The 13,428-nt window shown below is 57.5% G+C and carries 14 protein-coding genes and 1 tRNA gene; 10 read left to right on the top strand and 5 right to left on the bottom strand.

From position 1 onward, the window contains the following. The first annotated feature begins 74 nt into the window (after positions 1-74). Positions 75-1,247 carry a glycosyltransferase gene (locus tag CQ018_RS11000; protein ID WP_374954190.1) on the top strand — a complete coding sequence of 391 codons (1,173 nt, stop codon included), beginning with the start codon at positions 75-77 and terminating at the stop codon, positions 1,245-1,247. Between the two features lie 128 nt (positions 1,248-1,375). Next, positions 1,376-1,449, top strand: a tRNA-Ile gene (locus CQ018_RS10995). Positions 1,450-1,669: 220 nt separating this feature from the next. Here CQ018_RS10995 and CQ018_RS10990 read toward each other — a convergent pair. Continuing rightward, positions 1,670-2,215: a M23 family metallopeptidase gene (locus CQ018_RS10990; RefSeq protein ID WP_105550042.1), complete on the bottom strand. Its 546-nt coding sequence runs from the start codon at positions 2,213-2,215 to the stop codon at positions 1,670-1,672. A 418-nt stretch (positions 2,216-2,633) separates the two neighbouring features. Here CQ018_RS10990 and rpsB point away from each other — a divergent pair, with 418 nt between their 5' ends. The 7 genes from rpsB (at position 2,634) to CQ018_RS10955 (ending at position 8,797) form a co-directional block, all read left to right on the top strand. Continuing rightward, a complete protein-coding gene (gene rpsB, locus CQ018_RS10985; RefSeq protein WP_105550041.1) occupies positions 2,634-3,539 on the top strand; it encodes a 30S ribosomal protein S2 in 906 nt (301 codons plus the stop codon). A 142-nt stretch (positions 3,540-3,681) separates the two neighbouring features. Beyond that, on the top strand, positions 3,682-4,524 hold the full coding sequence (tsf, locus tag CQ018_RS10980; RefSeq protein ID WP_105550040.1) for a translation elongation factor Ts: 843 nt from the start codon (positions 3,682-3,684) through the stop codon (positions 4,522-4,524). A 189-nt stretch (positions 4,525-4,713) separates the two neighbouring features. Further along, the gene (gene pyrH / locus CQ018_RS10975; protein ID WP_105550039.1) at positions 4,714-5,454 is read left to right on the top strand and encodes a UMP kinase; all 741 of its coding nucleotides are present in this window, start codon (positions 4,714-4,716) and stop codon (positions 5,452-5,454) included. 98 nt (positions 5,455-5,552) lie between these two features. Beyond that, positions 5,553-6,110, top strand: coding sequence for a ribosome recycling factor (frr, locus tag CQ018_RS10970; RefSeq protein ID WP_105550038.1), 558 nt, complete (start codon positions 5,553-5,555; stop codon positions 6,108-6,110). Next, positions 6,110-7,042, top strand: a complete 933-nt coding sequence (locus CQ018_RS10965; protein WP_105550037.1) for a phosphatidate cytidylyltransferase — start codon at positions 6,110-6,112, stop codon at positions 7,040-7,042. Before frr ends, CQ018_RS10965 begins: the two co-directional genes overlap by 1 nt. Positions 7,043-7,174: 132 nt before the next feature. After that, positions 7,175-7,759 (top strand): DivIVA domain-containing protein, encoded by a 585-nt coding sequence (locus tag CQ018_RS10960; RefSeq protein WP_105550036.1) that lies wholly within the window; start codon positions 7,175-7,177, stop codon positions 7,757-7,759. 429 nt (positions 7,760-8,188) lie between these two features. Beyond that, positions 8,189-8,797: a hypothetical protein gene (locus CQ018_RS10955; protein WP_258142560.1), complete on the top strand. Its 609-nt coding sequence runs from the start codon at positions 8,189-8,191 to the stop codon at positions 8,795-8,797. A gap of 157 nt (positions 8,798-8,954) precedes the next feature. On the opposite strand, the gene CQ018_RS10950 is transcribed toward CQ018_RS10955, so the two are convergent. From CQ018_RS10950 to CQ018_RS10935, 4 genes are read right to left on the bottom strand one after another with little or no spacing between them, the layout of a single operon-like run. After that, entirely contained in the window at positions 8,955-10,436 is a 1,482-nt protein-coding gene (locus CQ018_RS10950) for a cation acetate symporter (RefSeq protein ID WP_105550034.1), read from the bottom strand. Further along, on the bottom strand, positions 10,433-10,867 hold the full coding sequence (locus tag CQ018_RS10945; RefSeq protein WP_258142559.1) for a hypothetical protein: 435 nt from the start codon (positions 10,865-10,867) through the stop codon (positions 10,433-10,435). The genes CQ018_RS10950 and CQ018_RS10945 overlap by 4 nt, the downstream gene beginning before the upstream one ends. Next, on the bottom strand, positions 10,864-11,580 hold the full coding sequence (locus tag CQ018_RS10940) for a LytTR family DNA-binding domain-containing protein (RefSeq protein ID WP_105550033.1): 717 nt from the start codon (positions 11,578-11,580) through the stop codon (positions 10,864-10,866). The genes CQ018_RS10945 and CQ018_RS10940 overlap by 4 nt, the downstream gene beginning before the upstream one ends. A 46-nt stretch (positions 11,581-11,626) precedes the next feature. Continuing rightward, the gene (locus tag CQ018_RS10935; protein ID WP_105550032.1) at positions 11,627-12,832 is read right to left on the bottom strand and encodes a sensor histidine kinase; all 1,206 of its coding nucleotides are present in this window, start codon (positions 12,830-12,832) and stop codon (positions 11,627-11,629) included. Between the two features lie 237 nt (positions 12,833-13,069). Between CQ018_RS10935 and CQ018_RS10930 the strand changes: the two genes are divergently transcribed. Beyond that, positions 13,070-13,417: a DUF485 domain-containing protein gene (locus CQ018_RS10930; RefSeq protein ID WP_105550031.1), complete on the top strand. Its 348-nt coding sequence runs from the start codon at positions 13,070-13,072 to the stop codon at positions 13,415-13,417. The last annotated feature ends 11 nt before the right edge of the window (positions 13,418-13,428 follow it).

Raw genomic sequence — 13,428 nt, 5'->3', positions numbered from 1 at the left:
ACAAGACGACTACAGCGGCCCAACGAATGGGTTGCGTCGAGGAGTGAGACCACCCTGTGACGGGCGAGAAACCTTTGAAAATCGTAATAGCGGCGGACACCTACCCGCCGGATGTAAATGGTGCCGCAGTATTTTGCTATCGTCTTGCAAGCGCAATGACCGAACGCGGACACGAGGTCCATATCATTGCCACACGCGCAGAAAAAGGCCCATCGGTGGTCGATATACGTCCCGAGGCCACGGTTCATCGGTTGCGATCGCATGCGGTCCCAACCCACGAATACTTCCGTATCTGCTTTCCATGGGAGATCAATCCCGAAATTAGCAAGCTCCTGGATGAGATTAAGCCCGATGTGGTGCATGCCCAATGCCACTACATGATCGGTCAGGGCACACTCGCACTTGCGAAGAAGCGGGGCATTCGGATGATTGCCACAAATCACTTCATGCCGGAAAACTTAGACCCATTTTTGCCTTTCCCCCGCTGGTTTAAACGCATAGTTGCCAAGAACTCATGGCGCGATATGGGAAAAATTATGGGTGCGGCAAACGTCGTGACCACTCCAACTCCGCTTGCAGCCCGTGCCATGCGCAAATACGCAAAGTTGGAGCGGGTCCTGCCGCTGTCCAATGGCATTGACTCGAGCCACTATGAACTTGGGGAGGACGAAGTGATTGCGAAAAATTCCTACCCAACTATTCTCTTTGCCGGGCGCTTGGCAGTGGAGAAGAACGTTAACGAACTGATCGAAGCCCTGAGGCTGATGAAGACGGTGCCAGATGCTCACGTTGAAATCGTTGGCGGTGGTGAGCAACGATCGAATCTGGAGAAGCTTGCCAAAGAAAAGGGGCTCGAATCTCGAGTGCATTTCCTCGGTCACGTCGATGATGAGCAATTGCGTGCTGCATACCTACGCTGTGATGTTTTTTGCCAGCCTGGTACCGCAGAACTTCAATCGTTAGTCACTCTTGAGGCATTATCTGCCTCCAAGCCAGTGGTGTTGGCAAATGCGTTGGCCCTGCCGCACCTCGTTGATGTCGGTGTCAATGGTTTCCTCTTCGAGCCAGGGGACCGCGTAGATCTGGCAAATAAGCTTGACGCAGTCCTAGCGCTGAGCCCCGAAGAACGTGAGTCAATGGGTGAAGCAGGACATGCCAAGGCGGCAAAGCATAGCCATGTCAAAACCATGGATACCTTTGAAGCGCTCTATCGTGGGGCCTCGGCCGAAGATTACCTTCGGTCATAGCCCGACGCGGTTGCGATGAGGCTTACAATGCCTCGATGTGAAAAGTTCGATCACTTTCCATTAGGATGATTCTGGTTGATCCGCAAGATTCATAGGCAATACGAAAAATGCGGATATAACCATGTCTAGGGGCGGTAGCTCAGTTGGTTAGAGCAGAGGACTCATAATCCTTTTGTCGTGGGTTCAAGCCCCACTCGCCCTACACACAAACGGCCTAGTCAATCCCTGTAACCAGAGATTGACTAGGCCGTTGTTCGTCCATATAGGACATTTGGTGGGAGTTTTGAGGGGAGTTAGTGGCCCTTAGGCAAGGACATATCGGCCCCGCATCCGGCACTGAAGCTATCTGCTGATCCATGCACCCTGCTAGGGGACGCGCGTTACTGCAAGCGGTGTTCCCGGTTCCGGTTCTGGCATGAACCTCAACCGCCTTTGTTGCCCAGTGGCAACAAGATCGAGGGCCGAGCATCTCGAATGGTCAGCAGCGGATCGATATATTCACCATTCAGACGTAACCCCCAGTGCATGCAGCGTTTTGTGCAGTGGGCACCAACTCCGATGCTGCCGATCCGTTCTTTGGCCGAAATGATGGAGCCGGGAACCAAGTCTGTACTGACCGGTTCAAAGCTAGATTTGAGCCCTGCCCCATGATCGATGACAAGTACCGGCCGATCGACGATAACTCCCACATAGGTGACGATGCCCGCGGCGGGTGCCAGCACCACGTCACCGGGGTGGGCGCCCAGATCGGCGCCGCGATGCCCGGCAAGCCACCGCTGTGCGGGCGGATCAAAGGCCCGGAGCACCTTTGGTTGAGGGGTTAAAGGCCAAGACCACCCTTTTGTGGCGGTAACGCCCTGCGCGTTTGTTCCCTGTGCTGGTGCGAGCGCGGTTTGGGGCAGGCTTGCCGAATTGAGCAGTAGGAAGGTAACCAGCAGGGGAGTGGCTGCCAGATAAATGGTTTTCATGTCCCGATCATGAATCACGGCCAACTCCGGTGGGCCCGGTATCTAACGGCCCGGGGAGGAAGTGAAGGTGTGATGAATTTGGCTTGAAGCTGTGAGGATCAGTCACCGTGGGTACCGATGCCTGTAGTACACTAGAACACGCGGTTCTGTGTGCCTTAAAGCCAATTGGCTTGCAAGTTACACGTAGCCGACTTCGCGCATGAGATATCCACAGATGAATCACCTCAGCAATGAGGTGTGCAATAGCGTGGGCGCCAAGCCCCACGGTCCGGCATTAGTCGGTACGGGGCCACGGTGGGTTTTCCTATCCTTGCCAGGGGTCACATCCAATTCCGGATGCGCACCATCAACCGATAACCATGGCAGTTACCGCGGTCCAGCGATGGACCGGCCAGCTACTGCCGGAAGGAGTTGCGACATGCCAGTCGTAACCATGCGCCAGCTGCTCGACAGCGGCGTTCACTTTGGACACCAGACCCGTCGCTGGAACCCGAAGATGAAGCGATTCATCTTCACCGAGCGCAACGGCATCTACATCATTGACTTGCAGCAGTCGCTGTCGTACATCGACCGCGCCTACGAGTTCGTCAAGCAGACCGTTGCCCACGGCGGCACCGTTCTGTTCGTTGGCACCAAGAAGCAGGCTCAGGAAGCAATTTCGGAGCAGGCTACCCGCGTTGGTCAGCCTTACGTCAACCAGCGCTGGCTCGGTGGCATGCTCACCAACTTCCAGACCGTTGCCAAGCGCGTACAGCGCATGAAGGAACTCGAAGAGATCAACTTCGAGGACGTTGCCGGCTCGGGTCACACCAAGAAGGAACTGCTGCTGCTCAAGCGCGAGCTAACCAAGTTGCAGACCAACCTTGGCGGTATCCGCAACCTGACCAAGACCCCTTCGGTCCTCTGGGTTGTAGACACCAAGAAGGAGCACCTCGCAATCGACGAAGCGCAGAAGCTGGGTATCCCGGTTGTTGCAATTCTCGACACCAACTGCGATCCGGATGAAGTTCAGTACCCGATCCCGGGTAACGACGACGCCATCCGCTCCGTCAACCTGCTCACCCGCGTTGTTGCTGACGCCGTTGCTGCTGGCCTGATCGCCCGCAACAACAAGGCAACCGGCAACACCGAAGCTCCGGCCGAGCCGTTGGCCGAGTGGGAGCGCGAACTGCTCGAGGCCTCCAAGGCCGAGGCTCCTGCCACTGAAGCTGCTCCGGTAGTCGAAGAAGCACCTGCCGCTGAAGCTGCTCCGGTAGTCGAAGAAGCACCTGCCGCTGAAGCTGCTCCGGTAGCCGAAGAAGCACCTGCTGCTTCCGCTGAGTAGTCACTAAAAACAAAATTCGGTAGCCGCTGAGGGAAACACTGACAAGTGATTTTCCCCAGCGGACCCGGAAAACCGTGGGACGGGCCAACAAGGCCCGTCCTTCGGCGAAAAAGCTCAAAACCACTTATGAATGGGGTTGCACGTGGCAAACTACACCGCTGCTGACATTAAGGCACTGCGCGAGCGCACCGGCGCTGGCATGATGGACGTCAAGAAGGCTCTCGACGAGGCCAACGGCGACGCCGAGAAGGCCATGGAGCTCATCCGCATCAAGGGCCTGAAGGGCGCCACCAAGCGCGAAGGCCGCTCGACCTCGGAAGGCCTCGTTGCCGCCAAGGTTATCGATGGCACCGTTGGCGTCATGATCGAACTTTCTTGCGAGACCGACTTCGTAGCAAAGAACGACAAGTTCATTGCACTGGCCAACCAGGTTCTGGAAGTTGCCGTTTCCTCGGCAGCCGCAGACCTCGAAGCCCTGCTTGCAGTCGACGTTGAGGGCAAGACCCTTTCCGACGTTGTCACCGAAGAAGGCGCAGTACTGGGCGAGAAGGTTATCGTCCGTCGCCACGCCCGCATCGAAGGCGCAACCGTCGATGCTTACCTGCACAAGACCTCCAAGGACTTGCCTGCACAGGTTGGCGTGCTGTTCGCCGTTGACGGCGCCGGTGACGACGCTTTCACCGTTGCACACGACGTTGCAGTTCACATCGCAGCCATGGCACCGACCGTGCTGTCCCGCGACGAGATCAGCGCAGACATCGTTGAATCCGAGCGCCGCATCGCCATGGAAACCGCAGTTGCCGAAGGCAAGCCTGAAGCTGCACTGCCGAAGATCGTTGAAGGCCGCCTGACCGGCTTCTTCAAGGAGCAGGTACTGGTTGACCAGGCATTCGCTAAGGACGCCAAGAAGTCTGTTGGTGCTGTGCTCCAGGAAGCCGGCGTCGCCGGTACCGCCTTCGCACGTTTCCGCGTAGGCTCCAACTAAGTACTACAACCGGCTAAGAGCCGCTATACACTAGCGCGCTCTGGCCAATCAAGGTAAAGGGGGTGGCCACCATAAGGTGGCCGCCCCTTTTCCCTGCCAGCCCCCCGGGCCGAACCCACCTGTGGTTCGCCCACATGAAAAGCATCAACGTGGGCCCACGCTGACCCGCAAGCAGGAGGAAAGCACCTAATGGACGCAGCAACCGAGCAGAACGAAAAAAGCACCCCCCGTCGTCGACGAGTACTGCTGAAGCTTTCGGGCGAAGTTTTCGGTGGCGGCAAGCTTGGCGTTGACCCGGTAACGGTCCGCGGCATTGCCGAACAAATCGCTGCAACCGTCGGACAGGTTGAGGTCGCAATCGTCGTTGGTGGCGGCAACTTCTTCCGTGGCGCCGAACTTTCGGCCTCCGGCATGGACCGCTCCCGCGCCGACTACATGGGTATGCTCGGCACGGTCATGAACTGCCTGGCCCTGCAGGACTTCCTGGAACAGGCCGGCGTAGACACCCGCGTGCAGTCGGCAATCTCCATGGCCCAGGTCGCTGAGACCTACATCCCGCGCCGCGCCATCCGCCACATGGAAAAGGATCGCGTTGTCATCTTCGGAGCCGGCGCCGGCCTGCCCTACTTCTCCACCGACACCGTCGCCGCCCAGCGTGCCCTCGAAGTTGACGCAGACGTGGTCTTGATGGCCAAGAGCGGTGTCGATGGCGTGTACACCGCGGACCCGAAGAAGGATCCAAGCGCCGTCAAGCTTGAGCACCTCACCTACGAGGAAGCCCTGATCAAAGACATCCGCGTGATGGATCAGACCGCGATGACCATGTGCAAGGACAACAAACTTGAAATGATGGTCTTCGGTATGGAGGGCGACGGAAACGTGACCCGTGCCATCCTCGGAGAAAAGATCGGCACCCGCGTCACCATCTAGTGCCGCACCGGATAGCCGGTGTGACATAGGATTGTTCCTAAGCCCAAAAATTACCGGTCAGAAAAATTCGTGCTGGCCGAACTCATAAGGAGTAGAACGTGATTGAGGAAATCCTCGCCGAGGCAGGCGAAAAGATGGATAGCACCATCGAAAACGCGAAGGAAGATTTCGCTGCAATCCGCACCGGCCGTGCCCACCCGGGCATGTATGCAAAGGTCCTGGTTGACTACTATGGCACCCCGACGCCACTGCAGCAGCTTGCATCATTCGCTATCCCCGATGCACGCACCATCATGATTTCGCCCTACGATGTCACAGCACTGCGTGAGATCGAAAAGGCCTTGGGTGATTCCGAAGTTGGCGCCAACCCGTCAAACGATGGCAAGACCATCCGCGTGATCATGCCGGTACTGACCGAAGAACGCCGCAAGGAATACGTCAAGGTAGTGCGTGGCAAGGGTGAAGACGCAAAGGTTGCACTGCGTAACGTGCGCCGCCGCGCCAAGGATTCCTTGGACAAGCTGGTCAAGGACGGCGAGGTTGGTGAAGACGATGGTGCACGCGCCGAGAAGGAACTTGACGCACTGACCAAGTCGCACACCGATGGCATCGATGACCTGCTTAAGCGCAAGGAAACCGAGCTGCTGGAAGTCTAATGTCCAATCCCACCGAGCCGAGCGAAGGAGCCTCCGGGGCCCTTCCGGAGCCATCGCCGGAATCCGGCGGGCTTGAACCTGTGACCCGGCGCTCCAAAAGCGCAACTCGCGCCAAGAGTTCCAGGGCCGGACGAGATCTACCCGCGGCAATTACCGTGGGGCTGATCTTGCTTGCCCTGGTTCTCACCGGCCTATTCTGGCTACCGATTGCCTTCGTTGCAACTGTTGCGGTATTTGCCGGTATCGGTTGCTGGGAAGTGACTCGCGCGTTGGATAAGGCCGGGGTCAACACACCCCTGGTGCCGCTGCTTGTCGCTAGCCTCTCAATGCCTTTCGCCGCCTACTATGGCGGGCTTGAGGCCTTGAGCCTAGCCTTCACCGGCAGCGCCCTGCTGGTTTTCCTGTGGCGGATCTTTGAGGGTCCGGCCAAATCCGTGCGCTCGGTGATTGCCGGGATACTTGTCCTTTCGTGGGTACCGCTGCTGCTGAGTTTTGCAGTATTGCTACTCAACGAGCCCAGCGGTTACCTTCTGGTTACCACGGTCCTGCTGCTTGTGGTCTCGAACGATACCTTCGGTTATCTGGTCGGTGTGCTCTTCGGAAAACACCCCATGGCACCAAAGATCAGCCCCAAAAAATCCTGGGAAGGATTTGCCGGGTCCGTAGGCGGTGCCACCATTGTGGGTATTCTTGCAGCGATCTTCCTGCTCGATATTCCGTGGTGGATGGGCATCCCCTTGGCGGTAGCAACGGTTGCCGCATCAACAGCGGGAGACTTGGCAGAGTCAATGGTCAAACGCGAACTCGGCATCAAGGACATGAGCAATATTCTGCCCGGCCACGGCGGGGTCATGGACAGACTGGATTCGGTGGTATTTGCGATTCCGGTGGCCTACGTGTTGACCATTTTCTTACTGCCCGGCGTGCTCTAAGCCCGTCAAGCATGAGTCAAACCCTATGATGGTAGAAACACCGGCATTTTGGCCCTAGGTGTTGCGACCATTTAGCACTTCAGGTACCGGTACATAGCGGTACATCATATCCCCAAGATCAAGGAAAGCATTGTGAGTCAGGACAAGGCACAGCCGGCCGCCACCCCGTTTGAATATGTGGGCGAGAAAGAATACGGCTACAACACCAAACAGGTGGATGTGTTCCTCGCCCGTGCCCGCGCCACGTTTAATGGTGAAGGCGACGATGATTCGATCATCACCAGCCATATGGTGCGCCGCACCGTATTCCCGGCTCAGCGTGGTGGCTACAGCGCACGCGAAGTAGATGCGGCCCTTGACCGTCTGGAAGATGTATTTGCACAGCGTGAACGCGACGCACTGATTCAGACCGATGGTGAAGATGCCTGGCTGCAGCAGGTAGGACGCCTCTCGGCAATCCTGCGCGGACGGCTACACCGCAGCCCGGGGGAGCGGTTCCGACGCCCCTCACGTGCCAATGCCTCAAGCTACAACGTTCAAGACGTTGATAAGCTTTGCTCCCAACTTATCGATTACTTCGAAAAAGACGTGCCGATGAGCGTCGATGCCGTGCGCCGCGCCGAATTCCGTCGCGCCGAAGGTGAAAAGGGCTACGAAGAATCGCAGGTTGACGCGTTCCTCGATCGCGTGGTCGAGCTCATGGCTTCGATCGACTAATACTAGCTTTTGATCCCCCAACAATATCTACGGGGGGGGGATAACGGTGAGGTTCTTACATCCAGATGTCTTGGAAGCTAAGAGCCTCACTTTTTTATTGGTGTGCGGCGCACCCCTCCTGCATTCCAAGGTGCACTGCGAATCCTCTTGCAGGTGCGCTCCGCGGCTTCGTCTTAAAATGAAGCACGAAAGCCGGTTAGCCATCACCCTGCGCTGTAGGTAAATCTCCTGGTTGCCTCCAGAGTGGTACCTCTGCCACGGCATGAGCGCCGAGCCACATCTTTGTGCATTGCTGGTGCAGCACGACAACAAACGGTTAGCAACGAAACGGTGCGGTGTACACATTATTTTGGGCCTGTGATTTGATAAGAACTTGCACGTGCAAAATCATCACCACCACCGAAGAAAACTGGGGAAAAATTGAAACGAGTGTTTAGGTCTCTGACCGCGCTGGCAGCGGCAACGGCGTTGGTCTTTTCGGGAGCTGTCGCCGCAAGCGCAGCACCGGTTGCTCTGAGCAACAGCATCAGCGTTGCTGGTGCAAAGAAGGCAACACCTGCGGTAACCATCAAGACGATTGGCGGCAAAACTGTCAGTGGTTCCAAGAAGGCAACAATCAAGCCTCTGGTGAGCGCCAAAAAGGGCGTGAAGGTCACCTCGAAGGTCCTGACCGTCAAGCAGGGCAAGAAAACCATTGTGAACAAAAAGGCTTCGGCCTCGCTGAAGGCCGGGACCTACAAGGTCACCACGACAGTAAAATACAAGTCGGGCAAGAAGACGCTGACCACAAGCAAGAACCAAACTTTGGTGATCAAGAAGGCAGCAGTCAAGAAGCCTGCCGCCAAGAAGAGCTGGGTTGCTGCCAAGGGAAAGAACTGCCCGGCGGGGTACCCGGTCAAGGGCAACAAAACCGGGAGCAACAAGGAATGGAAGTACCACGTGCGTGGTGGAGCGTTCTACAACAGGACGATTCCCGAGCAGTGCTTCAAGACAACGAGTGATGCACGAAAAGCTGGCTACCGCGCTTCAAAGCGATAGACCGCACAACACTGCTAAGTAACCCCCCGGTGGTGGCCCACATCTATGCCGATATGAGCCACCACCGGTGTTTAACAACGGTTTGCTGGCGAATCGATTGACTAAGCTCCTTCTTATGGCCCCCCGTGCTGGCACATGTTAGTGAACCAGCGTGAGCCTAGCCGTTGCGATCGTGTGATTGTTCGGGCACGTGAAGCCGGGCAAGTACCGCATCAACTCGGGATGGAATCCGATCCTTTGTTCCCAGCGAAACAGCAATCATGACCAAGAAGGCAAGCGGCACGCTCCACGCGGCGGGCTGGGACACCATGTCATGAAAGGATCCTTGCGTCGTGGGCAATACGGCTGCCAATACCAAGGCCGAACCGCAGCTAAGTGCGCCGGTCACCAAGCCGGCGACGGCGCCCGTTGAGGTAAGTCCGCGCCACCAAATGCCCAACAGCAGTAGCGGACAAATAGTTGAAGCGGTAAAGGCAAAGACCGAACCAATGGCACCGGCAAGGGCAAAGGTATTGGTACCCAAGGCAAGGAGCAGGGGAACAGCCGTTGCCATGACCGTGGCAATCCTAAAGCCACGCACCGTGCCCTGAAATAGATCTTGTGAGATGGCCCCGGCCAGCGAGACAACAAGCCCCGATGAGGTGGAAAGGAACGCGGCGAAGGCGCCTCCCACAATGATTGCCGTTAGCGCATCTCCGGCGGTCCCACCAATAATCCGTCCGGGCAAGAGCAACACCGTAGCATCGGCATTCCCCGAACTTGCCAGCTCCGGAGTGTAAGCCCGGCCCAAGATTCCCAACATGGTGGGAAAGAGGTAAAACAAAGTAAGAAGTCCAAGGACTATTGCCGTGGTTTTGCGTGCCGAGGGGCCATCGGGATTTGTATAAAAACGCACCAGCACATGCGGTAAACCCAGGGTGCCAAAGAGCAAAGCAACAAGCAACGAAATATTGTAGTACAGGCCCTTGGCCGTTGTTTGCTGGGCCTCGACGTCAAAGATCGCCCCGCCAAGCGTTGCCGATTGTCCCTGCAAATCCAGGTGCAATAGCAAAAAGACTGTGGGTATTGCCAAGGCCGCGAGTTTGAGCCAGTACTGGAATGCCTGCACAAAGGTAATTGAGCGCATGCCACCGGCAAGTACCGTCATGCACACGATGCCCATGACCAACGCTGCACCCATCCAACCGGGTAATCCGGTGCTGATCCCTAAGGTCAGGGCCGCACCATGGAGCTGCGGGACGATGTACAGCCAGCATATGACTATGACCAAGAAGCTGGTGAGTCGACGCAGTGGCATCGAGCCAAAGCGGATCTGTGCAAAATCGGGGATGGTGTAGGCGCGCGAACGCCGCAGCGGGGCCGCCACAAAGAGCAATAACATCAGGTAACCGGCGGTGTAACCTATCGGGAACCACAATCCGTCCTGCCCGGAAACCACGATCAGCCCGGCAATACCCAAGAACGATGCCGCCGAAAGGTACTCTCCGCCAATGGCGCTGGCGTTCCACCACGGCGGTACGGTGCGCGATGCTACATAAAAGTCACCGGTGGTCCGGGAAAGCCGCAATCCATTGATAGCAATGGTGACGGTCGCAACCGAAACTATGAGTACCGCAAGGAGGGAAACCGTTGAATTCATTGCTCGACGATGCTCCGATACTGCTGTTCATTGCGGGCCGCCGCCCGATTAAACAGGAACGCCGAAAGCAAAATCATCGGGTACACACCAACGCCGAGCAACCACCAAGGCAAGGGGATAGTTGCCAAACGAATCTCTTGAATCTGCGGCCAGGCGGCACCAATGACTGCCAAACCAATCAGCAATAGCAGAAATCCCAGCGCCACGGAGATCGCCAAACGAAATTGCGATCGAATCAGTGAGCGCACATAAAATGCGTCAGCGGCATCGGGGTTGAGCTTACGTGGAATGTTGAGCATGCTGCCGGCCGGCGCACTGACCCGTACCCGGTTAGGGGCCGGTGGTGGCAATGGATCGCCAGCGGGTAGCGGGTGCTGCTGCCTGCCGGGCTCCTGGGCCGATGGTGCCGAATCGGCAGCGGGGGAGCTCACAGCGGGCGAACCCGATTGGCCGCAAGGCGTTCGCGCAGATAGGGAAGGGCCCGGCGGGAGACCGGAAGCTCGGTGCCGCCAATCATCACTGCGGCCTTGCCCGTGGCCAGCTTGACGGTGTCGATCTTGTCCATTGAGACCAGATAGGAGCGGTGGATGCGAATATATCCTGCCGAAGCCCACTGCTGCTCGAGGTCGTTGAGCGGGACACGGATCAGGTAGCTGGCGTCCTTGGTATGCAATCGTGCGTAGTCACCTTGGGCCTGCACATAGCGGATCTCATCGCGGCGAATCATCTTGGTGATTCCACCCTGATCTACCGTGACAACCTCGGGTTTCGCGGTTTCTTCCTCGGCAAGTTCGCAGATGCGGCGCACCGATTCCGCCAAACGCTCCGGGCGCACCGGCTTGAGCACGTAGTCGAGGGCCGCAAGTTCAAAGGCTTCGAGTGCTTGGTCCTCATCGGCCGTCACAAAAACTACTGCCGGGGGACGGGTGAAACGGGAGATGACCCGGGCGATGTCAAGCCCAGAAAGCGCCGGCATGTGGATGTCCAGAAAAAGCGCATCAACTTCGTGCTCTTCCAGGGCCTTGAGAGCCTCGGCACCCGAGGAAGCTCGGTGGATTTTTCCGATGCGGGAATCGAGTGACAACAGATATGCCAGCTCTTCAACAGCCGGCAACTCATCGTCCGCGACAACCACATTAATCATGCAAATACTTTACCCGGCCACGAGGTCTTAGTGCCCATTGGGCGCGCTAAGACGCATCCAGCGTAGTCAAGGGTCCATCTGGAAGTACGCCGGGACGGAACTTGGGAACTCGCATGGTGATCAGGGTTCCGGCACCGGGTGCGGTGTCGATGACCAACCCGTGGGCATCTCCATAGACCTGGCGTAAACGCACATCGACGTTGCGCAGCCCCACATGAATTGACTCGGTGGTTCCTGCCAACACCGCTGCCAGCGCTTCCGGATCGATGCCCACCCCGTCATCTTCGACGGTGATCAGCGCGAATTCCCCGCTATCTTTGGCGCTAATGGTGATCAAGCCGCCGCCGGGCTTGGACTCCAGCCCATGACGCACGGCATTTTCCACCAGTGGCTGCAAGGAGAGGAATGGGATCGCGGTTGCCAACACCTCCGGGGCGATGGACAGTGAAACCCGGATGCGATCCCCAAAGCGTGCCTTTTCCAGTAGCAGGTATCTGTCGATGGCCTGAAGTTCCTCGGCCAGCGTTGTGAAATCCCCGTGCCTGCGGAAGGAATACCGGGTGAAATCGGCGAACTCGACAACTAGTTCGCGTGCGCGTGCCGGATCGGTATTGATAAATGAGGCGATCGCGTTCAGGGAATTGTAAATAAAGTGCGGGGAGATCTGTGCACGTAACGCCTTGACCTCGGCCTCCATGAGCAGTGCGCGGGAGGCGTCAAGTTCTGCCAGGCCCACCTGCGCGGCAACCCACGCGGCGACCTCGGCCACGGCACGCACAATCCCCGCGCCGGCGCGGGGAATATAGGCGCATACGGTGCCCACCGGGGTGTCTCCCACCATGATGGGGGAGCAGACAATATCCGCGCCCTGGGAGCGTTTAACCTGGGTGCGCTTGGTGGCCAAGGCGTTTGCCGCAAGTTCAAAGGCAGGTGCGCTGCCCCGGTCATCGTGATCCGGAATGATGCCATCCACCGCCAGGATCTTTGCTGTGTCGGTGATGACCAGTGCCTCGCAGGCGAGTAGTGCGCGCAGGTGTTTTCCTGCCTTGGCAGCACCCTCCGGGGTGAGCCCCTTGGCCAGGTGCGGGGCCGCCACCGAGACCTGGTGCAGCGTTTCAAAGGTTGCCTTGTCAGCATCGGTGCCCAGATCACGGTTGGAACGGGCAATCTTGAATCCAAGGTATCCGACCACGGAGACCCCGACGATGAGAGTTGCAATGATCAGCGTCATTTGCAGTGCGGTGGAGAGCATGGCACAAGCCTACTTGGCGCAAATTTGGGCTAACCGCTCGTCGTAGTCCGGTGCCGTTTGGCGCATCGAGCCAACCGCTTGCCGGTAACCCGCACCAAGGTACTTCTTTCTAACCCCACACATGACGCAGAGTGATCTCAGTCACTTAGGTGTGGCGCACCTCACCGCATCAACGGAACATGAGTCAAGTACTCATTCGGGGGACACCAACACCTTGAAACCTTGTAAGGAGGAATCATGAGTATTACCCCTGAATCGGATCTCGGTTCCGGCATTGATTTCATCGGAGAGCAAAAGTCCGAGGAATTTGTCGAACTGCGTAAAACGCACCGCAGCTTTGTCTTCCCCATGGCAGTAATCTTCCTGCTCTGGTACTTCGCCTACGTGCTCTTGGCGGACTACGCACACGAATTCATGTCAATCAAGGTCTGGGGCAACGTCAACGTTGGCATCCTGCTGGGCCTGTTGCAATTCGTCTCAACTTTCGGCATCACCGCAGCCTACGTTTCCTTTGCAAATAGGAAGCTAGACCCGAAGGCAACCGCCATCCGCAAGCGCCTCGAAGCGCAAGAAGCAGGAGAGTAAGTAAGTGAATT

Source organism: Arthrobacter sp. MYb227 (assembly GCF_002975435.1).
GTDB lineage: Bacteria > Actinomycetota > Actinomycetes > Actinomycetales > Micrococcaceae > Paeniglutamicibacter.
This window is presented reverse-complemented; position numbering and strand designations above follow the sequence as displayed.